The organism is Streptomyces sp. NPDC041124, assembly GCF_055592385.1.
In genome coordinates, this window is sequence record NZ_JBVIYR010000005.1 from 39,664 (window position 1) to 63,822 (window position 24,159).

Genomic DNA, 24,159 nt, shown 5'->3' on the forward strand with positions numbered 1-24,159 from the left:
GGACCGGCCGGTGGGGCCGGCAACCCTGCCGGAACCGGCGGCGGCACACACGGAGATGCACCCCTCCCGGGAGGGGTGCATCTCCTCGCGCCCGGCCGGGGGCGCGGCTGCGCCGGCCCTACCGGCCGGCGTACGGCAGCAGTGCCATCTCGCGGGCGTTCTTGACCGCTCTGGCGAGCTGCCGCTGCTGCTGGGCGGTGACGCGGGTGACCCGGCGGCTGCGGATCTTGCCGCGGTCGGAGACGAACTTCCTCAGCAGTTCGACGTCCTTGTAGTCGACGTAGGTGATGCCGGCCGCGTCCAGCGGGTTCGGGCGGGCCTTCAGCGGCTTGCGGGGGTCTTGGCGCGGGGCCATGGATGCTCCTTCTCCGGTGGGTGGGGTGCGGGGGTCGGGACCGGCGCGTGGCTCAGGTCCGGCCGGCGGGATCGAGCAGGGAGTCGAAGGCGGCCGGCAGACGCTTCCACGCCTCGGCTCCCGCGGCGTACTCGGCGTCGGTGAGCAGGCAGGAGTCGAGCAGCCGTGCGAGGCCGTCGCGGTCGAGTCCGGGCGAGGTGAAGACGAGGTGCTGGCAGCGGTCACCGTGCTCCGGGTGCCAGTCCAGCGCGGCCGCGGCCCGGCGTACGGGCGGGACCAGGTCCCAGGCGGCGTCGGGCAGGGAGGCCAGCCAGGGGCCGGCGCCCTCCACGCACAGGGCCCCGCCGGCGGCGTCCCAGGCGAGCAGGGTGTCGGGGCGGTCCGCGAGCCAGAACCGTCCGCGACTGCGGGCGGCCGCGCAGCAGAGGTCCTCCAGCGCCCGGTACAGGCGTTCCGGGTGGAACGGACGGTGGCGGCGCCAGACGAACGTGGTCACCCCGGCCTCGTCCGCGTCCTGGGGGAGCAGGGCACAGGCCGGGTGCTGTGCGGCGGCGGCCGCGTCCACGTCGAAGCCCGCGAAGGCCAGCCGGGCGAGTTCCGCGGAGCCGCTGTCCACCTGGCGTGCGGTGGGGTGGAGTTGGCGGAGGAGCGCGCGATCCTCGTCGTCGGCGTCCTCGCTCTCCACGACGGCGACGACGGGGGCGTACTCCAGTTGTCTGGCCCAGGTGTCGCCGACGGTGCGCTGGTCGGTCGCGGCAGCGGCGAGACCGACCTCCGCGAGGTCGTCGCCGTTGCCGAGGCAGGGCAGGACGAGGGCCGGGTCGACCGCCGTGATCACGTTGGTGAGACGGACCCTGCCCGCGCCGTGGGCCGCGACGACCTCGGCCATGGCCCTGGGCTCGACGGAGTCCCACAGCTCGACGACGGCGAGCCGGGTCAGGCCGCCGTCGGCCAGCCGCTCGAGTTCGGGCATCAGGTCCTCGCGCAGCGCACAGCAGGCGCAGTCGTTGACCAGCGGGGCGTCGCCGCGGGACAACTCGCCCGAGGCGTCGCGCACCTGGCGCAGGACGGTGCCCTCGGCAGCCGTCGACAGGTCGTGGTGGAGGACGACACTGCCGGGGACCGTCCGCAGCAGGCCGTCCACGACCGTCCGGCGGGCCTCGGAGTGCAGCCCGCCGACGATCAGCACCGGCAGAGGGGTCGCGTCCCGCATCAGACCGCTCCGCGCCGGCCGTAACGGCGTTCGAACCGCTCGACCCGCCCCGCGGTGTCCAGCACTCGGGCGGTGCCCGTGTAGAAGGGGTGGCTCACGTGCGAGATCTCGACGTCGACCACCGGGTAGGTCTCGCCGTCCTCCCAGTCGATCGTCCTGTCGCTGGTCATGGTGGAGCGGGTGAGGAAGGCGTAGTTCGCGGCCCGGTCACGGAAGACGACGGGACCGTACGCGGGGTGGATGCCAGGCTTCATGGCGGTGTTCCTTCGGATCGGGACGGGTCGGCGGCAGGGGACGGGGGTCAGCGTTCCTCCCGGAAGTCGACGTGGCGCCGGGCGACGGGGTCGAACTTGCGCAGCACCATGCGGTCGGGATCGTTGCGACGGTTCTTGCGGGTGACGTACGTGTAGCCGGTCCCCGCGGTGGAGCGGAGCTTGATGATCGGGCGTACCTCGTTGCGAGCCATGCGGCTACTATATGGGAATGATTTCCATTACCAACAACTCGACGACCGACGAAGGGTAGGTAGGACCTTGTCCGCCCACTGCCAACTGACCGGCGCCCAGCCGGGATTCGGCAACACCATCTCCCACTCGCACCGGCGCACATCGCGCCGCTTCGACCCCAACATCCAGCGCAAGCGCTACTGGCTGGCGAGCGAGGGCAGGCACGTCCGGCTGACGCTCAGCGCGAAGGCGATCAAGACCGTCGACACCATCGGCATCGAGGCCGCCGTGGCCCGCATCCGAGCACGGGGAGGGAAGGTCTGATGGCCAAGAGGAGCAAGATCGCGCAGAACGAGAAGCGCAAGGCGACCGTCGAGCGGTACGCGGCCCGGCGGGCGGAGCTGAAGGAGATCATCCGCCGGCCGTCCTCCACCGACGCCGAACGCCGGGCCGCGGTGGTGGAACTCCGGCGCCAGCCCCGCGACGCCAGTGCGACCCGGGTACGCAACCGCGACAGCGTGGACGGGCGGCCGCGGGGTCACCTGCGGAAGTTCGGTCTCTCCCGTGTCCGCCTGCGCGAGCAGGCCCACGCCGGCTTCCTCCCCGGGGTCACCAAGTCGTCCTGGTAGCCCGGCGCCGTCGCGGTGGCGGAGCTTCCGGCCGCGACGCACAGGAGTCGCGGCCGAAGCTGATGTCCTGACCACCGGTCAGGAAGACGGCCGCCGTGCTCGTGCGGGAGGGCCGGCAGGGCGTACCGGCCCTGCCGGCCCTCCCGCACGGACGCCTCAGGCCCGCGGTGCGATCCGCCGGACCTCGATCAGCGCGAGGCTCTCCGGATGGAGGGTCGGCGCCTGCACGCCGAGCACGGACAGGACACGGCCCGGCAGTTCGACGCCCTCCGGCGCCCACCAGGGAAGCGGACTGGTGACCGGCCCCCGGGTCGCGTCCCCCGGCGGCAGGGGCGTCACGGCGTAGCGCGCGTCCCGCGCCAGCCCGGGCAGGCGCACGCGGCCCGTCGGCATCTGCACGCTCGTGGCCTTCTGCACCACCGCGTACACCGCGTGGGACCGGTCCGGGGCCACGACGCCGTGCACGAGTACGGCGGGATCATGGGCGTCACCGTGGACCACGGTCCCCCCGTGCAGCAGCGGCCGGAGCCGCTTGTGCACCGCGATCCACTCGGCGAGCCTGCGGCGCTCGTCGGGCGTCGCCAGGGTGAGGTCCCACTCGATCCCCATGTGGCCGAAGAACGCGGTGCCGGCGCGGAAGTCCAGACCGTGCGTGCGGCCCGTGGTGTGCGCAGCGGGGGCGCCGACGTGCGCACCCATCAGCTCGGGCGGCAGCAACAGGCCCGTCCAGAGCTGGATCTGCTGCCGTTCCAGCGCGTCGATGCAGTCGCTCGTCCACACCCGGTCACTGCGTTCGAGGATGCCCAGGTCCACCCGGGCGCCGCCCGACGAGCAGGACTCGATCTCCAGCCCGGGGTGGCGCCGGCGCAGCTCGTCCATGAGCGCGTACACGGCGGTGGTCTGCGCGTGCACCCCGCCCACGCCGTGCCGGCCGCTGCCCGCGTCGATGAGGTCGCGGTTGTGGTCCCACTTGAGGTAGTCGACGGCGTACTCGCCGACCAGGGCGTCCAGCCGCTCGAGCACGTAGGCGTACGCCTCCGGCCTGCCCAGGTCGAGCACCTGCTGGTGCCGGGCCTGAGGCGGCATGCGCCCGGCCGCCGACAGGATCCACTCCGGGTGGGCCCGGGCCAGGTCCGAGTCGGGGTTGATCATCTCCGGCTCGACCCAGAGACCGAACTGCAGGCCGCGGGAGCGGACGTGCTCGACGAGCGGATGCAGCCCCTCCGGCCAGACCTCGGGGTCCACGTACCAGTCGCCCAGGCCCGCCCGGTCGTCGCGGCGACCGCGGAACCACCCGTCGTCCAGCACGAACCGCTCGGCTCCGACCTCCGCCGCCGCGTCCGCCAGGGCGGTCAGGGTACCGAGGTCCTGCCGGAAGTAGACGGCCTCCCAGGTGTTGAGGGTGACGGGACGCGCAGTGGCCGGGTGGTGGGGACGCTGCCGCAGGTACGTGTGGAAGCGCGCCGCCATGGCGTCCAGACCGTCACCGTACGAGCCCAGCAGCCACGGGGTCGTGTACGCGGCACCGGGCCCGAGGCGCATCTCACCCGGCAGCAGCAGCTCGCCACCGCCGAGGAGGCAGACCCCGGCGTTCGTCCGCTCGGCGAAGGTGCGGTGGTTGCCGCTCCACGCGACGTGCAGACTCCACACCTCGCCACCTCGGAAGCCGAAGCCCCGCTCACCCACCGCGTGCAGGAGGGTGGCGTCGACACCGGTACGTCCGCGCCGGTTCTCCCGCAGATGCGTGCCGAGGGTGAACTCGTGCCGCTGCGGCGATCGTTCCCGCAGGTGGCGACCGGTCAGGTCGAGCACTTCGGCCGCGTGGGCCGGCACCGGCAGGGCGAGCTGCAGCGCCTCCAGCGTGTACGGGCCTTCACCCTGGTTGGTGAGACGGGCACGCTGGCGGACCAGACCGGAGGGGGTCAGCTCCAGCTCCCACCGCAGGCCGAGCCCGGCCTGCTCGTCCGTGGCCTCGACCGTCAGCGAGCGGGGGCCCGGGAACCGCAGTTCCCGCACGGTGAAGGCGCAGGAGAAGTCGGCGCCCTCGCGGTGGCCGGACAGTCCCGGGGTGCCCAGCCAGCCGGCCGACTGCTCGGGCAGCACGCTCACGGGCACCTGGACGTCGGGAACGCTGGTGCCGAGCTCGGCGACGCTCGCCGTGGCGAGGGAGACGAGGTCGCCCCCACCGCCCGGTGTGTCCGCGTCCAGGTCTCCGAGGTCGGCTCCCCAGTGCAGTACCCGCGGGAGGCGGGGTCCCGAGCAGTCGAGGACCAGGCTCGTGCCGCCCGAACGGAAGTGGACCAGGTGGGAGGAACGGTCGGTGGTCACGTGCGGGCACCTTCGATCGGTCGGGGAGGGACGGGGGGTCGGGGGGAAGCGGCCCGCGGGGAGGAACGGGACGGCGTGACCACGGTCAGCTCACCGACACCGTGTTCCAGCACGTCACGGCCGTGTCCGTCGATGCCCGAGTCGGTGATGAGCGTGTCGGCCGCACCCAGCGGGGCGATGCTCGCCAAGCCGGTCGCGTTCCACTTGGTGTGGTCGGCCAGTACCACGGTGTGCCGGGCCGAGCGGCACATCGCCCGGTTCGTCTCCGCCTCCTGGGGGTTCGGCGTGCTGAAGCCGGTCCGCGCGTCCATGCCGTGCACCCCCATGAACAGCACGTCGACGTGGAGCGTGCGCAGAGCGGTGACCGCGACCGGCCCCACCAGCGCGTCGGAAGGAGTGCGCACCCCTCCGGTGAGCACCACCGTCTGCGTCCGCCGCCGGTGGGTGTGCAGGACCTGCGCCACCCGCACACTGTTGGTGACCACCGTGATGTCCGGGACGTCCAGGAGGAGCCGGGCGAGCGTCCACGTCGTCGTCCCGGCGGTCATGCCGATCGCCGAGCCCGGAGTGACCAGCCGGGCGGCCGCGACCGCGATGGCCTCCTTGGCCGCGACCTGACGGGACATCTTCTCCGCGAACGCCGGTTCCACGTCGCTGCCGTGGGCCGGCGCGACCGCACCGCCGTGGACCTTGTCGAGCCGGCCCCGGCGCGCGAGCGCCTCCAGGTCACGCCGGATCGTCATGTGGGACACGTCGAACCGCTCCGTCAGCGCGCTCACCCGGATCGAGCCGTGCTGCCGGACCAGCCGGGCGATGTCCTCCTGCCGTTGCCTGGCGAGCACGCCGTCACCCGTCCGCCGAGGGGGAGCCGGGCTCCCGGATCACCGCGACGTCGCCCGCGCGGACGACGACCTCGCCGTCGGCGGTGGCGCCGCTCAGCAGGTCGGTGCCCGCCGCCGGGACGGACACGTCGCGCGGGGAGTGGTTGATCAGGAACAGGTAGGTGGCGTCCGGGCCGCGCCTGCGGACCGCCTCGACGCCGGCCGGGACCTCGGCCGCGGCGGTGACCCCGGCCTCCCGGCAGACCCGGGCCAGCAGCGTGCGCAGCGCTTCCGCCTCCGGACGCGTCGCCACGTACCAGGACACACCGTCGCCGTGTCCGTGCCGCGTGACCGCCGGGTGCCCCGCCACCGGGCCGCCGGACGACGGGTCCGCCGCGAACGACAGGACCGTCTCGGCCCCGCGCGGCTCGACGAGTTCGCTCCAGACCGTCGCCCGTGAGCCGTCGGACAGCCGGACCGTCTCCGCCTCCCGGAGCGGGAAGAACTCGTCCACCCGGAGGCCGAGCATGTCCCGGTACGCCCCCGGATGACCGCCGAGGCGGACGTGGTCGTGCTCGTCCACCACACCGCTGAAGAATCCGACGGCCGCGTGCCCGCCGTCCGCGACGTACCCGCTCAGCGCCGCGGCGTCCGCGTCACTCGTCAGGCAGAGGCTGGGGACGAGGACCAGCCGGTACCCGGTCAGGTCGCTCCCGGGGTGCACCAGGTCGCAGGTCACGCCCAGCGACCACAGTGCCTCGTACCAGCCCCGGACCAGGTCGAGGTAGCGCAGGTCCTGCGAGGGGGTGGCGTCCATCTCGAGGGTCCACCAGGCGTTCCAGTCGAACAGCAGCGCCACGTCCGACACCACCCGGGTGCCACGGACCTCCGCCAGGGCCCTCAGGTCCCGGCCGAGAGCGGTGACCTCGCGCCAGGTCTTGGTGTCCGTGCCGCCGTGCGGGAGCATCGCGGAGTGCCACTTCTCGGCGCCGGCCTTCGACTGGCGCCACTGGAAGTACAGGACGCCGTCGGCGCCGCGCGCCACGTGCGCGAGGCTGTTGCGCCGCATCTGCCCCGGGGTCTTCGCGACGTTGCGCGGCTGCCAGTTGACCGCCGAGGTGGAGTGCTCCATCAGCAGCCAGGGAGCGCCGCCGCCCATGCCGCGCGCGAGGTCGGCGTCGAGGGACAGCCCGATGTGCGCCTCGGGGTCCGCGGCCGTCAGGTACTGGTCCACGGACACGAAGTCGCACGCCCCGGCGAGGGAGAACCCGTCGACCTTCTTCTCCAGGGTGACCAGGAGGTTGGTGGTCAGCGGCACACCGGGGGAGAGGCGGCGCACGATCTCCGCCTCGCGCCGGTGCAGTGCCAGCAGCGCGTCCGAGGAGAACCGCCAGTGGTCCAGCTGCTGGGTCGGGTTCGCCACGGCCGCGGTGGCGCGCGGCGGCATGACCTCCGCCCAGTCGCCGTAGCGCTGGCTCCAGAACGCCGTCCCCCACGCCTCGTTGAGGCCGTCGAGGTCGCCGTACCGCTCCCGCAGCCAGTCGCGGAAGGCCTCGGCACTGGTGTCGCAGAAGCAGTGCGCGTTGTGGTTGCCCCACTCGTTGTGCAGGTGCCACAGCACGAGCGCGGGGTGGTCGCGGTAGCGCTCCACGATCCGCTCGGTGAGGCGGCCGGCCGCCTCGGCGTACGCGGGGCTGCTCGGGCAGAACGTCTGCCGCGAGCCGTGGATCAGCCGGACGCCGTCGGCGGTCACCGGCAGCGCCTCGGGATGGCGCACCGAGAACCACGGCGGCGGGGACGCCGTGGCCGTCGCCAGGTCGACGGCGACGCCGTTCGCGTGCAGCAGGTCCATGACCTCGTCGAGCAGGCCGAACTCGTACGTCCCCGGGCGCGGTTCGAGCAGCGCCCAGGAGAAGACGCCGACGGTGACGAGGTTGACGCCGGCCTCACGCATGAGGCGGACGTCCTCCTCCCACACCTCGCGCGGCCACTGCTCCGGGTTGTAGTCCCCGCCGTAGGCGATGCCGCCGAGCCGGTCGGACAGCTGCTTGAGTGCGTTGTCGTTCACGACTTCACCGCTCCCGCCGCGAGGCCGGCCTTCCAGTAGCGCTGGAGCACCAGGAAGGTGATGACGATCGGGACGACCGAGACGAGCGACCCGGTGAGACTGAGGATCTGCAGCGACGGGTCGCGGCTGACCTGGGACTGCCAGGTGAACAGGCCCAGGGTGACCGGGTAGAGCCGGTCGTCCTGGAGCATCACCAGCGGCAGCAGGAAGTTGTTCCAGATGACCACGAACTGGAAGAGGAAGATCGTCACCATGGCGGGCGACATCAGCCTCACCGCCATGGTGAAGAAGGTCCGCAGTTCCCCGGAGCCGTCGATGCGGGCGGCCTCCAGGAGCTCGTCGGGCACGGAGGCGGCCGCGAAGATGCGCGAGAGGTAGACGCCGAACGGGCTGACGATGCTCGGCAGGAAGACCGCCCAGAAGGTGTTGGTGGCGCCCACCTTGGCGAAGAGCAGGAACAGCGGCAGCGCGAGCGCCGTCGCCGGGACCAGCACCCCGCCGAGCACGACGGAGAACAGGAACTCCCGCCCCCGGAAGCGGTACTTGGCCAGGGCGTAACCGGCCATGGCGGACAGGAGCGTGCCGACGGCCGCGCCCGCGCCCGCGTAGAGGAGGCTGTTGAGCAGCCAGGGCACGAAGACCCCATCCTGCTTGGCGAACAGTGCCCGAAGGTTGTCGATCAGGTGGAAGTCGGAGAACCACAGACCGAACGTGTCGACCAGGTCGCCCTGGCTCTTGGTGGCCGAGACGATCAGCCAGAACACCGGAAGCAGCATGTAGACGGCGATCACGGCCAGGAAGCCGGTGGCGACGGCCACCGACAGACGGCTCTCCCGTGGGCCGCGGGACGCCTTCTTCGAGGCCGGCGCGGGCGCGTGGGCACCCGCGGTGTCGGTGAGGAGGCTCATGACTCGGCCTTTCGACCCGTGAACTTGAGGAACCCGAACGACAGGACGAACGTGGCCAGGGCCAGCGTCACCGACATGGCGGCGGCCTCGCTGTAGTTGTCCGACGAGGCGAGCGAGTAGGCCGCCAGGTTCGGTGTGTAGGTGCTGGTGACGCTGGTGGAGATCGAGCGGAGCACCTGCGGTTCGGTGAACAGCTGCAGGGTCCCGATGATCGAGAAGACGCCGGTCAGCATGAGCGCCGGACGCAGGATGGGGATCTTGATGCGCCAGGCGATCTTCGCCTCGCTCGCCCCGTCCATGCGTGCCGCCTCGTAGATGTCGGCCGGGACGGCCTGCAGCGCGGCGTAGATGATCAGCATGTTGTACCCGGTGTAGGTCCAGGTCACGATGTTGCCGATGGACCAGAGCATCATCGACGAGCCGAGGAAGTCCGGTGCGGACCCGACCTCGTCCAGCAGCTCCACGACGGGCGACAGACGGGGGTCGTACAGGAACGCCCACATGAGCGCCGCGATCACACCGGGGATGCCGTACGGCACGAAGTAGGCGATGCGGAAGAAGCGCTTGAGGCGGGCCACCGTGGAGTCCAGCAGCAGCGCGAGCACCAGGGCCAGCAGCAGCATCACGGGGATCTGCACCAGGCCGAAGAGCAGCACCCGGCCGACGCTGGCGAGGAACTCGCTGTCGCCCAGCACTTCCCTGTACTGCTCGAAGCCGGCGAACACGGTCGTCTTGCGGCCGAAGGTGCCGCCGGTCCGCTCGGTCTTGAGCAGGCTCTGGTAGAAGGCGTAGCCGACCGGAACCAGGGTGAAAAGTACGAAGGGTATGAAGAACGGCAGGAGGAAGAAGGCGGGTGCCCAGTTCCGTCTGCGGCGCGGTGCGGTGGGGGCGGTGGTGGTCTTCGCTGGTGGCGCCGCTGTCGCGGCCGTCCGGTCGGCGGTCATGGCGTGGTCTCTTCCCAGGCTTCCTTGACGAGGGGGAGAGGACCGGCGGGCGTGGTGACGCGCCGCCGGTCCCCGTCACTTACTTGGCGACCTCGAGGGACTGCTTCTCCAGGGAGTCCACCGTCTTGGTGTCCGTCTGCGCGAGCGCGTCCTTGAGCGTTCCCTTGCCGCCCAGGGCGCCCGCGATGCCGTCGCCCATGAAGCGGTAGGTGTCCGTCATCGTCGGGCCGAAGGTCCAGTCCGTGGTGACGTTCTTGGAGGCGTCAGCGAAGACGTCGAAGATCTTCTGACCGCCGTAGAAGTCCACCGGCTGCTGCAGGGCCTCCAGGTCGAGCCCCTTGACGGCCGCGGGGTAGAGACCGCCCTCACGGTTGAGGATCTCCAGTGCCTTCGGGTCGGTGTTCAGCCACAGCGCGAACTTCGCGGCCTCGTAGGGGTGCTTGCTCTTGCCGAGCACCGCCGTCGTCGAGCCGCCCCAGTTGCCGGCCTTGTTCTCGCCCGCGGACCACTGCGGCATCGGCGCGACGCCCCACTTGCCGGAGGTCGACTTCGCGTTGTCGCGGATGGTGCTGTAGCCCCAGGCGGCGCTGACCCAGGTCGCGACCTCACCGTCGTTCCACGATTTGTAGAGCGCCGGGGAGAAGCCCTGCAGATCGGTCGCGACCAGCTTCTCGTCGATCATCTTCTGCCAGTAGTCCGCCACCTCGCCGGCGGCCGGGCTGTCGACGTCGACCTTCCACGCGTCGCCCTCCTGGCCGAACATGTTCGCGCCCTTCTGCCACAGCAGGCCGCTGAACCAGTTCGGGTCGGTCTGCGAGAAGTGCGTCATGTACGCCTTCGGGTCGGCCGCCTTCAGCTTCTTGGCCGCCTGGTAGTACTCCTCCCAGGTCGCCGGGACGGATATGCCGTGCTTCTCGAACAGGTCCTTGCGGTAGAAGAGGGCCATCGGTCCCGTGTCCTGGGGCACCGCCCAGACGCCGTCCTCGCCGCCGGAGCCGAAGGTCACCTGCGACCAGGTCCACTTGACGAAGTCGTCCTCGGCGTCCTTGACGCCCGCGCACGCGGCGATGTCGGTGAGGCCCTCCTGGAGGCGGAAGCTCGCCAGGGAGTCGTACTCGATCTGACCGAGGTCGGGAGCGTTGCCCGCCTTCAGGGCGTTCGACATGTTCTGGTAGGTGCCGGCGTTGCCGTTCGGGGTCGACTTGACGGAGACCTGGATGTCCGGGTTCTGGCGGTTCCACTCGGCCACCGCCTTCTCGACGCCGGGGATCCATGACCAGTACGTCAGCTTGACCTTGCCGTCGCTCTTCTCGCACGAGCCCTGACCGCCCGAGGCGCTGTCCCCGGAGTCGGAGCTTCCACATGCCGCCGTGGCGAGCAGGGGGAGAGCGGCAAGGGCCACCAGGGCCCGGCGGAGCGCGGGGCGTTGTGTCCGCAGTGACATGGCGTCTCCTCAGGTGCGTGCCGCTCTGCTACGTGTCTCGGAGCGGTCGGGTTGCGCACACATTGACTGTTAACGACTCGTAAAGTCAACACAGTCCATCGGGAGATCACGGAACCAAACATAAAACGTTATCGACGTGAGTGGGGTGGGGGGCAGTGGTCTCTACCAGCGAGGGTTGGCTTTGCCGATCACCGGACGGGATTGTCGAACGTTGTCAGAGAACGATTCAGTGAATGTGCATGCGCTAACCCGCCGGTCGCCGGATCTCCGGCGGGGATCCGGGAGGGGTGAGGGCGGGCGTCCTCGTCGCGCCCCGGCCCGGAGGCGCCGTCCGGCCGACCGGGCGGCCGAGTGCCCCTCCCGGGCGTCTCGGGACGCCGGCCGGGAGCCGTCGTTCCGCGTCAGGCCCGGCGGATGCGCTCGTGCATATCGGGGTCAGGGCGGAGTGGCCGCCCCGCGACCGCGATCGTGAACCCGGAAGCGGGCGGGGTGAACGCGTTCGGCCCGGCGCCGTGTCCTCCACGACCCGTGCGCGAGGCGGGCCGACAGGTCGGTGCGCGGCGCGCACGCCCTAGGTGCCGACAGGGGCGTCGGTAACATCCGATACGATGCCGACAGTCGTGTCGTCAAATGCGAGTAAAGGGCGCGCGCGTCCAGCCGTCGCTCCCTCGTCACCCTCACCGCTCGGAGATTCCGTGTTCCTTGCCCTACGCGATCTGCGCTTCGCCCGCGGCCGCTTCGCCCTGATGGGCGCCGTGGTAGCGCTCATCGCCGTCCTCGGCGTACTCCTCTCGGGACTCGCCTCAGGACTGGCCGACGCCGGCATATCCGGGCTGCGGGCGCTGCCCGTGACCCACATGGCCTTCGACGAGAAGGCGACCAGCGAACAGTTCTCCCGCTCCACCGTGGAGCAGGAGGACTGGCAGGCATGGGCCGCGGCCCCGGGTGTGAAGCGGGCGGAACCGTTCGGGAACACCCTGGCCAACGCCCAGGTCACCGAGGGCGCCGAGAAGGGCGAACAGGTCAACCTCGCCGTCTTCGGCATGGCGGCGGACTCACCCCTGGCCCCGAGCCCCGGCGAGGGAGAGAGCCTGACGGAGGGCGGCGGCATCGTCATCACCCGGGAGATCGCCGACCTCGGTGTGGAGATCGGGGACGTCCTGACCGCGGACAAGAGCGAGGTACGGCTGAAGGTGGTCGGCCTGGTCGACGAAACCATCTCCTACGGCCACATCGGCGTCGCCTACACCGACCTCGACACCTGGCGCCACCTGCACTACGGCCTGCCGGGTGACCTGCCCGAGGCCGCCGGCCGGCAGGCTACTGCCGTCGCCCTGACCCTGGAGGACGGTGCGGACGTCACCGCCGTCGAGAAGGCGACCGCCACCCGCGCCGACAGCAAGGAGACCACCTTCGGCGCGTCCCCCGGCTACACGGCCGAGTCGAGCACCATGGCCCTGATCAAGGGCTTCCTGTACGCCATCTCCGCCCTGGTCGTCGGTGCGTTCTTCACCGTCTGGACCGTGCAGCGCAAGCCCGAGATCGCCCTGCTGAAGGCGCTCGGCGCGCCCACCGGATACATCCTGCGCGACGCCCTCACCCAGGTCGTCGCCGTCCTCGTCGCCGCCACGGCCGTCGGTACCGCCGTCGGCCTGGCCCTGGGCAGCGCGATGATCGGCAAGGCCCCCTTCTCCCTCTCCGCCCCGGCCATCGCCACGTCCGCCGGCCTCCTCATCGGCCTCGGAACCGTGGGCGCCGTCGTCGCCGTCCGCCGCATCACCGCCGTCGACCCCCTCACCGCTCTGGGAGCCACCCGATGACCAGCACCTCCACCGATCACGGGGCCGCCTCGGACGCCGCGGGCTCCGACGGACTGCGCCTGCTCGACGTCACCCTCACCCTGGGGGACGGCGACACCGCCGTCACCGCCCTCGACCACGTCGGCCTCAGCGTCGCTCCCGGGGAGTTCGTCGCCGTCGTGGGCCCGTCCGGATCCGGCAAGTCCAGCCTCCTCGCCGTCGCCGGAGGCCTCCAGCGGCCCACCTCCGGCACGGTCCACATCGCCGGCACCGAGCTGACCGCCCTGTCGGACAAGGAACGCACCGCGGCGCGCCGCCGCCACATCGGTTTCGTCTTCCAGCAGTCGAATCTGCTGGCCTCCCTCACCGTCCGTGAACAGCTCCTGCTTCCCCTGCACATCGACGGACGCCTCGACGCGGCGGCCCGGACCCGGGCCGACGAACTCATCGAGGCGGTCGGACTCCCGCACCGCACGGCGTCCCGCCCGCACCAGCTGTCCGGAGGCGAACGCCAGCGCGCGGGCCTCGCCCGGGCCCTGATGACCTCACCCGCCGTCCTGCTGGTGGACGAGCCCACCTCGGCACTGGACCGGGTGCGTGCGGCGGAGGCGGTCCGGCTGATCGCCGAGCAGACCCACCAGCACGGTACGGCGACGGTCATGGTCACCCACGACACGGCGATAATGGACGCTGCCGACCGGGTGCACGAGATGGTCGACGGTCGACTGTCCTGACCGGGGCAGCGGGCCGGCGCCTCGCCCCCGGCCCCGTCTGCCACCCAGGAGTCCGCACCGCATGCCGAAGATCAACGCCTCCACCGTCGCCGAACATCGTGCTCAGCAGCGCGAGGCGCTGATCGGGGCGGCGATCGACATCCTGGTGAACGAGGGCGCCGCCGCCGTCACCCCGGCAGCGGTCGGCGCCCGCGCGGGTCTGGCGCGCTCCAGTGTGTACCAGTACTTCGACTCCTCGGCGGCCCTGCTGGCCACCATCACGGAGGAGGCGTTCCGGCGCTCCGACGAGGCACTCACCCGTGCCATGGCCGCCGCGAACGGCCCGGTGGAACGCGTCGAGGCGTTCTTCCGGGAAAGCCTCCGCCTCGGCGCCGAAGGGGCGCACCGGCCCGCCGCCGCCCTCATGAGCGCCGGTCTCCCCCCTGCCTGCCTGGAACGTCTGATGGAGCTCCACCTGGAGCAGGTCGAGCCGTTCCGGGCGGCCGTCCGGCAGCTCGGCGTCCCCGAGCCCGCGCTCACGGCGGATCTGATCGCCGGCATGCTGCACACGGCCCTTGCCGCCGTCGAGGGAGGTGCTCCGCTCGACACGGTCACCGAGCGCACGCTCATCCTGGTGCGCCGGTGCCTCGTTCCGCAGGGATGACGGCGGGGCGGGCCCGGCGGAACGCCGGGCCCGCCCCGCCGGCTCCCCCTCGGAGCGGGATCCCCGAGTGCCGTCAGCGCCGCAGGGTCAGCAGACCCGGACGGTAGGGCAGGAGGCCGTAGTCACCGCCGGAGTTGGGACTGCGTCCCTGGTAGAGCAACTGCAGGTTGCAGGGATCGACGGTCATGGTCTGATCGGCACTGGTGCGGATCAGTTCGCCGTGGCTGATGTCGTTGGTCCAGGTGGTTCCGCTGTTGGCCTTGCCGGCGAAGGGGTTGCTCTCGGTCGCGGCCTGGGGCGTCCAGGAGCCGTTCAGGCTCGTGGCCGTGAACGAGCGGAAGTACCGGCCCTGCGCGCCGATCGCCTCGACGATCATGAGGTAGCGGTTCTGGCCCTGCAGCTTGTAGACCTGCGGAGCTTCGAACAGGTTGTTCGTCGTGTCGCTCATGATCACTGTCGAGGTCGAGCCGAAGCTGCCCGGGAAGTTCCCGATCGGCATGGTGGCCCGGTAGATCTTGCCGTTGTCGCCGGCGAAGAACAGGTACATGTTCGTGCCGTCACCGATGAGGGTCTGGTCGATGGGTCCCGTGCCCGAGCCGGAGATGCTTCCGGAGAAGAGCACCTGCTCGGACGACCAGCCGTTGGGGTTGGTGGGGTCGGTCGACGTCCGGTAGGAGAAGGCGGTGCCGCCCCACTGGTAGGCGAGCACCCAGATGTTCTTCGGCGCGAAGTAGAAGAGCGTGGGTGCGACGGTGGAGTTGGACATCGCGTTCTGGCCGGCCGAGGCCATCTCCGACCAGTTGGTGAACAGGCCGAAGTTCATCGAACCCCACCGCGTTCCCGTGTCGTGCGTGGTGGCGTAGACGAGCTGCCTGCCGTTGTAGGGGGCGACGGTGAAGTCCTTGAGCGAGACCCACCCCTGCCTGGGCTGCGCCAGCGCGCCCGTCGACGTCCAGCGGTAGCTCGACGGAAGATCGCACGAACCCGGGGTGTCGGAGCCGACCTTGACGAGCCGCCACTGCTGGTTGGTGCCGCCCCAGTCGTCGTACTGGACGATGTTCGCGTTGTCGGCGGTGGAGGCGCCCTGCACCTCGAGGGCCTTGTCGCTGTGGCGCGAGATGAGCCGCACGTGGCCGTCCGGGCTGTCGGCGAGCCGCCACTGCTGGTTGGTGCCGTTCAGGTCGGACCACTGGACGATCGAGCCGCCGTTGGCGGTGGACCAGTTGTGGACGTCCAGTACCTTGCCCGAGTGGCGGGACTTGAGACGGTAGTAGCCGTCCCCGGAATCGACGAACTGCCACTGCTGCTGGTTCTGGTCGTTCCGCGTCCACTGGGTGATGCGGGCGCCGTCACCGGTCGCCAGGTTGTAGACGTCCAGGGCTTTGCCGCTGTTGCGGTTGACCAGCACGTACGAGGCGTTGGTGTCCACGGTCGCGGCCTCGGCGGGCTGCGCACCGAGGAACGCCGCCATCAGCAGCAGGGGCGCGAGGACGCCGAGTAAGCGTCTCGGGCTTACCGGGGAAGCGTGGCGAAGCCACATCGGGGGACCTCCTTGTAGGTGGGGGTGAGGTAGCGCCGACGGACGGTGGAGCGGCAACCGCCCCGGGGCTGGAGCGAGTTCGAATGTTTCGAAGTGATCCCGGCTCTGTGACGCCACAAGTTAAGGAGAGGGAGGCTTCCGGTCAAGGTCTGTGACCGGTCCGACCGTAACTCGGTTGCCTCACCTTGGGCTTACGGGCCCTGCGCAGGACGGGGCAGTCGCAGGTGGTGCGCGGTGCGCCGCATCGGCCGGAGTGCTCAGTCGCTGCACGGAAGGCGTCGAAACTTTCGAATGGGGAGCGGAAAGTTTTTCATCCGCGAGGGTTGACGAGTCATCGTCAACCCTCCACCATCCTGTTTGACGAACCGGCCGCGGTTCGAAATGTCGGACACGCTTGTCCCCGTGCAGACGGTGCCGCACCACAGAGCCGCACGCAGCCGCACGACGGATCCACGGACCACGGCACCTGCGTCACCCGGTGGCCGACCGGGCCGTCCAGACCGGGTGAGAGGCTGCCGGGGCCTCGAGACCGCGGTGCCCGGTGAATCCGTCATCCCCCTTACCCTGGAGGCACAGTCATGGGCTTTCATGCCCTACCCAGAGCCGCCGTCCGGCGGAAGTTCCGCGTTCTGCTGCCGACGCTCCTCGTCGGCGCCCTCGGCATGGCCGGCGCGCTGGTCGCGCCGCCGCCGTCGGCCCAGGCCGCCGAGAGCACGCTCGGGGCCGCGGCGGCGCAGAGCGGCCGCTACTTCGGCGTCGCCATCGCCGCGAACAGGCTGAGCGACTCCACGTACGCGACGATCGCGAACCGTGAGTTCAACTCGGTGACGGCCGAGAACGAGATGAAGATCGACGCCACCCAGCCGCAGCGCGGCCAGTTCAACTTCACCGCCGCCGACCGTGTCTACAACTGGGCGGTCCAGAACGGCAAGGAGGTGCGCGGTCACACCCTGGCCTGGCACTCCCAGCAGCCCGGCTGGATGCAGAGCCTCAGCGGCAGCGCGCTGCGCCAGGCGATGATCGACCACATCAACGGCGTGATGGCCCACTACAAGGGCAAGATCGCGCAGTGGGACGTCGTGAACGAGGCCTTCGCCGACGGCAGTTCCGGAGCCCGGCGCGACTCCAACCTGCAGCGCACCGGCAACGACTGGATCGAGGTCGCCTTCCGCGCCGCGCGCGCCGCCGACCCGTCCGCCAAGCTCTGCTACAACGACTACAACGTCGAGAACTGGACCTGGGCCAAGACCCAGGCCATGTACGCCATGGTGCGGGACTTCAAGCAGCGCGGCGTGCCGATCGACTGCGTCGGCTTCCAGTCGCACTTCAACAGCGGCAGCCCCTACAACGCCAACTTCCGCACCACCCTGCAGAACTTCGCCGCCCTCGGCGTCGACGTGGCCGTCACCGAGCTCGACATCCAGGGCGCGTCGTCCACGACCTACGCCAATGTGGTCAACGACTGCCTGGCCGTCTCGCGCTGCCTCGGCGTCACCGTCTGGGGTGTGCGCGACAGCGACTCCTGGCGGGCGGGGGACACACCGCTGCTGTTCAACAACGACGGCAGCAAGAAGCCCGCCTACACCGCGGTCCTCAACGCGCTCAACGGCGGCTCCACCACCCCGCCGCCCCCGGACGGTGCCACGCTCAAGGGCGTCGGTTCCGGCCGCTGCCTGGACGTCCCGAGCAGCAGCACCACCGACGGCACCCAGGTCCAGCTGTGGGACTGCCACAACGGCACCAACCAGCAGTGGACGCACACCGACGCCGGTGAACTCAGGGTCTACGGCAACAAGTGCCTGGACGCCGCCGGCACCGGCAACGGCGCCAAGGTCCAGATCTACAGCTGCTGGGGCGGCGACAACCAGAAGTGGCGCCTCAACTCCGACGGATCCATCGTCGGCGTCCAGTCCGGCCTCTGCCTCGACGCCGCCGGGAACGGCACCGCCAACGGCACGCTGATCCAGCTCTACTCCTGCTCGAACGGCAACAACCAGCGCTGGACCCGCGCCTGACCGGGCCCGCACCAGGACGACGCCGATGATCGCGAGGGTCGCCGCCGTGGCGGCGGCGGCCCTCGCGGCCCTCGCGGTCCGCGCGGCCCGGTGAGGCGTCACGAGGGTCCGGTGTCGCGATCCCCGAGTCCGACGCGTACCGCGATGCCCCGTGAAGACCGCCCGCCCTGCGGACCTGCGTGCGCGTCGACGGGTTCGAGTTCTTCGCCCGGCACCGTCTGCTGCGCCGGCTCGGCGGGCCTCGTGTCGGGGAGGTGCCCGACGCACCGTTCCGGGAGCGGTCCTGAGTTCCCCCGGGAGCCCGGCGCACCGCGCCGCCCCGGCGCCGCCCGCGCGGACGCCGGTGTGCGGTCCAACTGGCTTTTCCTCGCGTGTCCTAGACTCGCCGCACGGTGCCCGGCGGCTCGAGGGGGACGACGTTTCCGTGCAGGTGTACGACAACCCCGTGATCGGCGGGTTCCACCCCGATCCGAGCGTGTGCCGGGTCGGTGACGACTACTACCTGGTGTGCTCGAGCTTCGAGTACTTCCCCGGGCTGCCGCTCTTCCACAGCAGGGACCTCGTGCACTGGGAGCAGATCGGCAACGTGCTCGACCGGCCCGGGCAACTGCCGCTGCCCCTCCCCGGCGCCAAGGCCTCCGGAGGCCTCTACGCCCCCACGATCCGCCACCACGACGGCCGCTTCTGGGTCGTCAACACCAACATCGACGGCGGCGGCAACTTCCTCGTCTCGGCCGATCGGCCCGAGGGGCCGTGGAGCGACCCGGTGTGGATCGGCCTGTCCGGCATCGACCCCGACCTGGCGTGGGAGGACGACGGCACCTGCTGGTGCGCCTTCTCCGGCCCCGAAGGGGGCATCAACATGGCCAGGATCGACCCCGTCGAGGGCGAGGTGTTGGAGGGGCCCTTCGCCACGTGGTCGGGCAGCGGTCTCAAGTACCCCGAGGCGCCGCACCTCTACCGCATCGGCGACTGGTGGTACCTGCTGATCGCGGAAGGCGGCACGGAACGCGGCCACAGCGTGTCCGTAGCCCGCAGCCGCTCGCCGCGCGGCCCCTGGGAGGGCGCGCCCGGCAACCCCCTGCTGTCCCACAGCGGTACCGCCCGCACCATCCAGAACACCGGCCACGCCGACCTGGTGGAGGCTCCCGACGGAAGCTGGTGGATGGTGCTGCTCGGCGTCCGCCCCCGCGGCTTCACACCCGACGTGCACGTACTCGGCCGCGAGACCTTCCTGACCCCTGTGGAGTGGGACGAGGAGGGCTGGCCCGTCGTCGCCCCCGTTCCCGAGCGCCACGCGGCTCCGGGAGGAGCCTGGTGTCCCGTTCCGGCTCCGCCCGCCCGCGACGACTTCGACGGGCCCGCTCTGGCTCCGCACTGGATCTCGCCGTTCGCCCGCCCGGAGGGCTCCTGGTCGCTCACCGAGCGCCCAGGCCTACTGGTCCTCCACGCGACCGGCCCCACTCTGGACAGCCCCGGATACACCTTCGTCGGCCGCCGCCAGCAGCACCACGACTGCCGCGTCACCGCCCTGATCGACCCGGGCACGGGACGCGGCGGTCTCTGCGTGCGCCTGGACGAGGCCCACCACTACGAGGTGGAGGCCGGGGGCGGGGAGGTCGCCGTCGTCGCCCGGATCGGGCCGCTGCGCCAGACCGTGGCCCGCCGGCCGGCCCCGCCCGGGCCGCTGCCCCTCACCGTGACGATCCGGACGTCCGACCTCGTGCCCGCGTCGCCCGCACTCACCGACGGCGGGACCACGGGCCCCGACACCATCGCCTTCTGGCTCGGCGACCCCGACGCTCCGGACGCCCGGCCGCTCGCCGAACTGGACGGCCGCTACCTGTCCACCGAGGTCGCCTGCGGCTTCACCGGCCGTGTGCTCGGCATGTACGCCACCGAGGGCACGGTCGCCTTCGACTGGTTCGAGTACGTCCCGTCCCCGGCGCCGCCCGTGTGAGCCCGGAGTACGGGCGGGTGGCGGGTGCCCCGAGACGCCCCTCCACGGAGTGGGGTGCCGCGCCGGCCGCGACTTCCGTACGGACACTGGCCTTCGAGCCGCGTGACCCGGGCTTTCACCACTACCCCGACAGGTCGTGGACCCGTTCCCTACCAGCAGCTACGAGTGCCTGTCGGAGGGTCCCTACGCCCCGACGGCGGACGTCGCGGGCTGGCTCGCCGCCGCTTGAGGTAGGCAGCCGCGTCCCCGGCCTGCGGGTCAGTACCGCTAGGGCGGGCGGCCCCGGCTCGTCGTACTCCGCCCGACGGGCGGCGGTTCGCTTGACTGTCGCCCACGGCCGGCTCGCTGCGTATCTCCCTTGAACGCAACGGCGGACCGGACGGCTGTGCGGTGGCGGCCCGTCGCCCACCCGCCACGCGATCGCGCCGCGCCCACGGACGGCACCTCGGCGACGGCCCTCGCGGACCCCGGCCGACGGGCTCCGCGACCACGCCGACCGCTCAGCGCCCCGTCACGACGACATCGCACTGCTCCCCGTCCGGCCGCAGGGGCAGTGGCGCCCGGCGCAGGGGTTCACCGGCCTGCTTCCTCGGCTGTGGCAGTGCCCGGCTGGTAGCCGCTGGCCTGCAGGGTGAACATGGCGGCGTAGTCGCCGCCGCTGGCCATGAGTTCGTCGTGGGATCCGGATTCGACGATGCGGCCGCTGTCGAAGACGAGGATGCGGTCGCAGTCGACGACGCTGGCGAGCCGGTGGGAGATCAGCACCGTGATCTGGTCGGCCCGCAGCCGGCCGCGCAGAACCGCTTCGTACACGGCGTGCTCGGACGGCGGGTCCATGCTCGCCGTCGGCTCGTCCAGGAGAAGCAGCGGTGCCGCCTGGTACAGGCCCCGGGCGACGGCGATCTTCGCCCACTGCCCGCCGGAAAGCTGTTGCCCGCCCTTGAACCGCTTGGACAGCAGAGTCTCCCACTGAGCGGGAAGGGTGGCGATGACCCTGTCGGCTCCCGCAGCCTGCGTGGCGGCCATGGCTCGCTGGGGTTCGGCCTCGGTGAGCGTGCCGGTGCCGGCGGTGATGTTCGACAGAGCGCTGAAGGGGAACCGCACCGGGTTCTGCAGCACACAGGCGACCTGCCGGTGCACCGACTGGGCGTCCATCCCGCGTACGTCGATGCCGTCCCAGCTCACGCTGCCCCGCTGCGGTTCGTACAGGCCGGCCAGCACCTTGGCGCAGGTCGACTTCCCCGAACCGTTGAGGCCGACGAACGCCACCGTCTCCCCGGCGCGGAGTGTGAAGGAGACCCCGTCGAGTGCCGGCGTGTCCTTGCCGGGGTAGGTGAAGTGGACGTCCTGGACGGTGATCTCCTTCACCTGCCCCGGCGCCCGCACATCGGCCGTACGGGGCAGGAGACGGCGACTGCGCTCCTGGACGGCGAGCAGGTCGTCGACCCACAGGGCGTGCTCGTAGACGAGGTGGGCGAACTCGATGAGCTGGGTGAGGGAGGACCGTCCGGACTGGATGGCCAGGACGGCACCGGCTCCGGCGGCGAGGGGAAGCCACCCGGCGATCAGCATGGCGGCCAGCGCGGCGTACGTGACTCCGGTGCCGACCCCGCCCACTGCTCGGCCTGCGAGGTTGATCAGAGCCGAATTCACGCCGAGGCGGGTGTCCTCATCGGCGATCCTGACGGTCAGGCGGCGGTGTTCCCGGAGCAGGGCGTCCTGGGCCGTGTCGGAGCGCAGCTCCGCGGCCGCGTCCACGTCGAGCAGCAGCCAGGAGAACACGCGAACGCGGCGTTGCAGCGCGTTCCATCGCTTGAAGGAGTGGAAGCGGGCCCGAGCGCTGTGCACGGCGGCCGCCCCCACCGGCAAGACGGACAGCAACAACAGCGGCAGCAGCGCGGGGTGGAGGATGCTCAGGACGCCGGCGGTGCCGATGAGTCCGAGGGCCGCGGAGGCCAGGGAGACGACCTGCCCGACGATCATCCGGGCGTAGAAGAGCCCGCGGTCGTTGGCACGGTGCACCTCGTCGTGCCAGTCGGCGTCCTCCACGGCCTCCAGCCGTACGTGCGCTGTGAGACGCAGGAACTCGCATTCGAGCGCGATGCGGATCTTGGGCGTGACGCGCGCCTGGGCCACCGAGACGGCGGCCTCCAGCAGGGCGCGGGCGGCGAGAAAGCCGGCGACGAGGAGGATCTGTGGGATGGCGGCGCGTACGCGATCGGGCGTGGGCCCCTGGGCGAACAGGTGCTGGAGCACTCCGACCGAGGCGATCAGCCCGAAGGCCGCCATGGCGGCCGAGGCCAGCTGGCAGACGACGGCCGTGAGGGTGGACGCGCGGTCCGCCTGCCAGGCGAGCCGCCCGATCAGGGCGGTGATCCTGGGCAGACGGGCGAGGACTTGGCGCACCGTGGCACTGGCGGCGGCGCCGTCGTGGACGGACCAGTACGCCTCTTCCATCGCCTCGGTCATGTCGCCGTCCTCCGGCCCGGCGGGCACAGTCGTCGGCGGCAAGGGCAGGGGGGCGGACCGCGGCCCTGGAACGCTGGTGGGCCCCGCATCGCTGAGCTCGCTCATGCCGCCCACCTCGTGCCCGGTCGTGCCGAGCGGTGCGTACGGCGGAGGGAGGCTTGAGCGAGGGGGGCAGCGGAGTACTGCCCCGTGCACTGGACCCTCGCCGGCGGCGGAAGAGAAACTCTGCCGCCCTGGTCGAACTCGCGTGTGCCTGCTGTGCTCAACTGCGGTCCTCCAACCCTGTTCTGTGGGCCTTGTACGACGACATCGAGTTCAACGAGGTGGACCCCGATATCGAACACGCGTGTTTGAGCCGTTGCCGGAACCCCGAGGTGGAGCGCTCGACGCCGCATGTAGGACCCACGGATCCTTGCCCGGCCCGGACGCCCACCGATCGACCGGTGGCCGACACGCCGGTGTTGGGTACGCGCGTGACGCTTGGGTTTTCGGGCCCCCACGCCCAAGGCTCGTGGTGTGCATCGACGACGATCTCGACGACGTTGTGGTCCAGGACGGCACCGACGTCCTGAAGCTGCGTGTACGCGTCGGCGGGCAGGCGCTCCGCGCACTCCGCGACTCGATCGGTGCCGGTGAGGTGTTCTCCGGTGCGCACGCACTCGATGCCCAGCTCGTGGACATGCGAGCACCCTGTTTCAGGCGGAATGACGAGGTACCTCGGCCCCCCTGCCCGCCAGCCGACCCAGCCTCAAACACCGTCGCTCAGCCGCCCAGCAACCACAAGTGAAACGGCGAGGCTAACCGTTGGCCTCCGACACGGTCATGCGCCTTGGGCATGACGTAGAGGGGGAAATGACGAGGAAGCGTTCGATCGTGTGGTGGAGAAACGTGCTGGTCGGCTCTCCCGTCCCGCTCTCGCACTCGCCTGCGAGCCGTGATCCGATTACCCCCCGAGCAGGCTCAATGCTGCTGACCTGCCTGATGAGGCGTCAGGCAAGTCAGCACCCACTCAGCATCGGTCCCGAACGGTTCCTCGCGCGTGCGCCTAGTCGGTGGCTTCGCGACACCTGGCTGGCGCAGAAATGCGCATGCGGGAGACCTGGTCAACGCACGATTTTCCTGGAGGTCTTCGAGTCGAAGACATGTCGAAACAGTGAACAACGCCCTTGACCTGCACGAAGCAGGCAGGGAGCCGTCTTACAGGAGTCCTGAATGCTGCGTACTCTGTTCAGGTCCATGATGCAGCATTTGGGTGTTTTTGCAGGTCAGAGCCGTGATCGTGGCCTCCAGGTCAGCATCGGGCCGGACGGTGTCCGGCTTGCTGACCTGCACCGCGGCAGGGGGCCTGCTGCCCTGCCCTGCGACTATTCCCGGCGCGGGGACGGATCCGGCGGGAAGGCCAGGCCGGTGACGTTGCCGGCCTGGACGATCGGGCCGTGCTGGGTGCCGCCGGAGACGGTGTTGTGCACCGTTGCTGGGCGGCCCGCTGCGGCCGCCAGTCGGCGCAGCGACGCCCCGAGAGCACTCAGTTCCTCGCCGGTGAGCGCCCCGGCTTCCACCAGCCCGCAGAGACGAGTCTGCCACTCGGCCGCGATGCCGGACGCGGCGCGCCCGTCCGCCGCGGTGCCCGTGAGGAGCAGCCGCGCACGCGCGTCGTCCAGGCCGGTGATCGCGACGGTGTCCGCGCCCGCACGTGCCAGGAACCGGCCCACCAGCGCGCGGGCGTGAGTCCAGGAATCGGTGACCATGAGGGAGACCAGGGTGGTGGCCCCCGATGCCGCCATCGCGGCCAGTTCTGCGTCCATCGCGTCCTCCTGGATACGCAGGGATGAAATCTTCCGGT

Annotated in this window: 20 protein-coding genes; 7 read left to right on the forward strand and 13 right to left on the reverse strand. The window is 71.0% G+C overall.

Going from position 1 to position 24,159, the window contains the following annotated elements; genetic code table 11:
• Nucleotides 1-118: 118 nt before the first annotated feature.
• Genes rpsR through rpmG form a run of 4 tightly spaced genes read right to left on the reverse strand, consistent with a single transcriptional unit; the run spans nucleotide 119 to nucleotide 2,034 of the window.
• Nucleotides 119-355 (reverse strand): 30S ribosomal protein S18, encoded by a 237-nt coding sequence (gene rpsR, locus ACZ6A9_RS15020; RefSeq protein ID WP_468984730.1) that lies wholly within the window; start codon nucleotides 353-355, stop codon nucleotides 119-121.
• A 52-nt stretch (nucleotides 356-407) separates the two neighbouring features.
• Nucleotides 408-1,568, reverse strand: coding sequence for a CobW family GTP-binding protein (locus ACZ6A9_RS15025; RefSeq protein WP_468984732.1), 1,161 nt, complete (start codon nucleotides 1,566-1,568; stop codon nucleotides 408-410).
• Nucleotides 1,568-1,822, reverse strand: coding sequence for a type B 50S ribosomal protein L31 (locus ACZ6A9_RS15030; protein ID WP_468984735.1), 255 nt, complete (start codon nucleotides 1,820-1,822; stop codon nucleotides 1,568-1,570). The genes ACZ6A9_RS15025 and ACZ6A9_RS15030 overlap by 1 nt, the downstream gene beginning before the upstream one ends.
• A gap of 47 nt (nucleotides 1,823-1,869) precedes the next feature.
• A complete protein-coding gene (gene rpmG, locus ACZ6A9_RS15035) occupies nucleotides 1,870-2,034 on the reverse strand; it encodes a 50S ribosomal protein L33 (RefSeq protein WP_030118432.1) in 165 nt (54 codons plus the stop codon).
• 67 nt (nucleotides 2,035-2,101) lie between these two features.
• On the opposite strand from rpmG, the gene rpmB reads away from it, so the two are divergent.
• Nucleotides 2,102-2,338 (forward strand): 50S ribosomal protein L28, encoded by a 237-nt coding sequence (rpmB, locus tag ACZ6A9_RS15040; protein ID WP_468984737.1) that lies wholly within the window; start codon nucleotides 2,102-2,104, stop codon nucleotides 2,336-2,338.
• Nucleotides 2,338-2,643, forward strand: a complete 306-nt coding sequence (gene rpsN, locus ACZ6A9_RS15045) for a 30S ribosomal protein S14 (RefSeq protein ID WP_468984739.1) — start codon at nucleotides 2,338-2,340, stop codon at nucleotides 2,641-2,643. Before rpmB ends, rpsN begins: the two co-directional genes overlap by 1 nt.
• A gap of 156 nt (nucleotides 2,644-2,799) precedes the next feature.
• Here rpsN and ACZ6A9_RS15050 read toward each other — a convergent pair whose 3' ends face one another.
• From ACZ6A9_RS15050 to ACZ6A9_RS15075, 6 genes are all read right to left on the reverse strand, one after another.
• Complete coding sequence (locus ACZ6A9_RS15050; protein WP_468984742.1) at nucleotides 2,800-4,971, reverse strand: alpha-galactosidase; 2,172 nt, start codon at nucleotides 4,969-4,971, stop codon at nucleotides 2,800-2,802.
• Nucleotides 4,968-5,813: a DeoR/GlpR family DNA-binding transcription regulator gene (locus ACZ6A9_RS15055; RefSeq protein ID WP_468984744.1), complete on the reverse strand. Its 846-nt coding sequence runs from the start codon at nucleotides 5,811-5,813 to the stop codon at nucleotides 4,968-4,970. The genes ACZ6A9_RS15050 and ACZ6A9_RS15055 overlap by 4 nt, the downstream gene beginning before the upstream one ends.
• Before the next feature lie 4 nt (nucleotides 5,814-5,817).
• The gene (locus tag ACZ6A9_RS15060) at nucleotides 5,818-7,860 is read right to left on the reverse strand and encodes a beta-galactosidase (protein WP_468984746.1); all 2,043 of its coding nucleotides are present in this window, start codon (nucleotides 7,858-7,860) and stop codon (nucleotides 5,818-5,820) included.
• On the reverse strand, nucleotides 7,857-8,768 hold the full coding sequence (locus ACZ6A9_RS15065; protein WP_468984749.1) for a carbohydrate ABC transporter permease: 912 nt from the start codon (nucleotides 8,766-8,768) through the stop codon (nucleotides 7,857-7,859). Before ACZ6A9_RS15065 ends, ACZ6A9_RS15060 begins: the two co-directional genes overlap by 4 nt.
• The gene (locus tag ACZ6A9_RS15070) at nucleotides 8,765-9,712 is read right to left on the reverse strand and encodes a carbohydrate ABC transporter permease (RefSeq protein WP_468984751.1); all 948 of its coding nucleotides are present in this window, start codon (nucleotides 9,710-9,712) and stop codon (nucleotides 8,765-8,767) included. Before ACZ6A9_RS15070 ends, ACZ6A9_RS15065 begins: the two co-directional genes overlap by 4 nt.
• Before the next feature lie 79 nt (nucleotides 9,713-9,791).
• On the reverse strand, nucleotides 9,792-11,156 hold the full coding sequence (locus ACZ6A9_RS15075; RefSeq protein ID WP_468984753.1) for an ABC transporter substrate-binding protein: 1,365 nt from the start codon (nucleotides 11,154-11,156) through the stop codon (nucleotides 9,792-9,794).
• A 695-nt stretch (nucleotides 11,157-11,851) separates the two neighbouring features.
• Between ACZ6A9_RS15075 and ACZ6A9_RS15080 the strand changes: the two genes are divergently transcribed.
• The 3 genes from ACZ6A9_RS15080 to ACZ6A9_RS15090 all read left to right on the forward strand — a co-directional run bounded on the left by ACZ6A9_RS15080 (nucleotide 11,852) and on the right by ACZ6A9_RS15090 (nucleotide 14,332).
• Complete coding sequence (locus ACZ6A9_RS15080) at nucleotides 11,852-12,976, forward strand: ABC transporter permease (RefSeq protein WP_468984755.1); 1,125 nt, start codon at nucleotides 11,852-11,854, stop codon at nucleotides 12,974-12,976.
• The gene (locus ACZ6A9_RS15085) at nucleotides 12,973-13,689 is read left to right on the forward strand and encodes an ABC transporter ATP-binding protein (protein WP_468984757.1); all 717 of its coding nucleotides are present in this window, start codon (nucleotides 12,973-12,975) and stop codon (nucleotides 13,687-13,689) included. Before ACZ6A9_RS15080 ends, ACZ6A9_RS15085 begins: the two co-directional genes overlap by 4 nt.
• Nucleotides 13,690-13,750: 61 nt before the next feature.
• Entirely contained in the window at nucleotides 13,751-14,332 is a 582-nt protein-coding gene (locus tag ACZ6A9_RS15090) for a TetR/AcrR family transcriptional regulator (protein ID WP_468984759.1), read from the forward strand.
• 73 nt (nucleotides 14,333-14,405) lie between these two features.
• On the opposite strand, the gene ACZ6A9_RS15095 is transcribed toward ACZ6A9_RS15090, so the two are convergent.
• Nucleotides 14,406-15,872, reverse strand: coding sequence for a non-reducing end alpha-L-arabinofuranosidase family hydrolase (locus tag ACZ6A9_RS15095; RefSeq protein ID WP_468984761.1), 1,467 nt, complete (start codon nucleotides 15,870-15,872; stop codon nucleotides 14,406-14,408).
• 578 nt (nucleotides 15,873-16,450) lie between these two features.
• Between ACZ6A9_RS15095 and ACZ6A9_RS15100 the strand changes: the two genes are divergently transcribed.
• Together ACZ6A9_RS15100 and ACZ6A9_RS15105 are read left to right on the forward strand one after the other, a co-directional pair.
• Nucleotides 16,451-17,887: an endo-1,4-beta-xylanase gene (locus tag ACZ6A9_RS15100; RefSeq protein ID WP_468984763.1), complete on the forward strand. Its 1,437-nt coding sequence runs from the start codon at nucleotides 16,451-16,453 to the stop codon at nucleotides 17,885-17,887.
• Nucleotides 17,888-18,311: 424 nt separating this feature from the next.
• Complete coding sequence (locus ACZ6A9_RS15105) at nucleotides 18,312-19,847, forward strand: glycoside hydrolase family 43 protein (protein ID WP_468984765.1); 1,536 nt, start codon at nucleotides 18,312-18,314, stop codon at nucleotides 19,845-19,847.
• 573 nt (nucleotides 19,848-20,420) lie between these two features.
• Here ACZ6A9_RS15105 and ACZ6A9_RS15110 read toward each other — a convergent pair.
• Together ACZ6A9_RS15110 and ACZ6A9_RS15115 are read right to left on the reverse strand one after the other, a co-directional pair.
• Nucleotides 20,421-22,316, reverse strand: a complete 1,896-nt coding sequence (locus ACZ6A9_RS15110) for an ABC transporter ATP-binding protein (protein ID WP_468984768.1) — start codon at nucleotides 22,314-22,316, stop codon at nucleotides 20,421-20,423.
• A 1,364-nt stretch (nucleotides 22,317-23,680) separates the two neighbouring features.
• On the reverse strand, nucleotides 23,681-24,121 hold the full coding sequence (locus ACZ6A9_RS15115) for a hypothetical protein (RefSeq protein WP_468984771.1): 441 nt from the start codon (nucleotides 24,119-24,121) through the stop codon (nucleotides 23,681-23,683).
• Between the last annotated feature and the right edge of the window lie 38 nt (nucleotides 24,122-24,159).

Excerpts from the sequence above, each read along its gene's own strand:
- ACZ6A9_RS15075 (WP_468984753.1), bottom strand. The coding sequence starts at position 11,156 with ATGTCACTGCGGACACAACGCCCCGCGCTCCGCCGGGCCCTGGTGGCC.
- ACZ6A9_RS15030 (WP_468984735.1), bottom strand. The coding sequence starts at position 1,822 with ATGAAGCCTGGCATCCACCCCGCGTACGGTCCCGTCGTCTTCCGTGAC.
- ACZ6A9_RS15085 (WP_468984757.1), top strand. The coding sequence starts at position 12,973 with ATGACCAGCACCTCCACCGATCACGGGGCCGCCTCGGACGCCGCGGGC.
- rpsN (WP_468984739.1), top strand. The coding sequence starts at position 2,338 with ATGGCCAAGAGGAGCAAGATCGCGCAGAACGAGAAGCGCAAGGCGACC.
- ACZ6A9_RS15025 (WP_468984732.1), bottom strand. The coding sequence starts at position 1,568 with ATGCGGGACGCGACCCCTCTGCCGGTGCTGATCGTCGGCGGGCTGCAC.
- rpsR (WP_468984730.1), bottom strand. The coding sequence starts at position 355 with ATGGCCCCGCGCCAAGACCCCCGCAAGCCGCTGAAGGCCCGCCCGAAC.
- ACZ6A9_RS15070 (WP_468984751.1), bottom strand. The coding sequence starts at position 9,712 with ATGACCGCCGACCGGACGGCCGCGACAGCGGCGCCACCAGCGAAGACC.
- ACZ6A9_RS15100 (WP_468984763.1), top strand. The coding sequence starts at position 16,451 with ATGGGCTTTCATGCCCTACCCAGAGCCGCCGTCCGGCGGAAGTTCCGC.
- ACZ6A9_RS15095 (WP_468984761.1), bottom strand. The coding sequence starts at position 15,872 with ATGTGGCTTCGCCACGCTTCCCCGGTAAGCCCGAGACGCTTACTCGGC.
- ACZ6A9_RS15065 (WP_468984749.1), bottom strand. The coding sequence starts at position 8,768 with ATGAGCCTCCTCACCGACACCGCGGGTGCCCACGCGCCCGCGCCGGCC.
- ACZ6A9_RS15090 (WP_468984759.1), top strand. The coding sequence starts at position 13,751 with ATGCCGAAGATCAACGCCTCCACCGTCGCCGAACATCGTGCTCAGCAG.
- ACZ6A9_RS15110 (WP_468984768.1), bottom strand. The coding sequence starts at position 22,316 with ATGACCGAGGCGATGGAAGAGGCGTACTGGTCCGTCCACGACGGCGCC.
- ACZ6A9_RS15115 (WP_468984771.1), bottom strand. The coding sequence starts at position 24,121 with ATGGACGCAGAACTGGCCGCGATGGCGGCATCGGGGGCCACCACCCTG.
- rpmG (WP_030118432.1), bottom strand. The coding sequence starts at position 2,034 with ATGGCTCGCAACGAGGTACGCCCGATCATCAAGCTCCGCTCCACCGCG.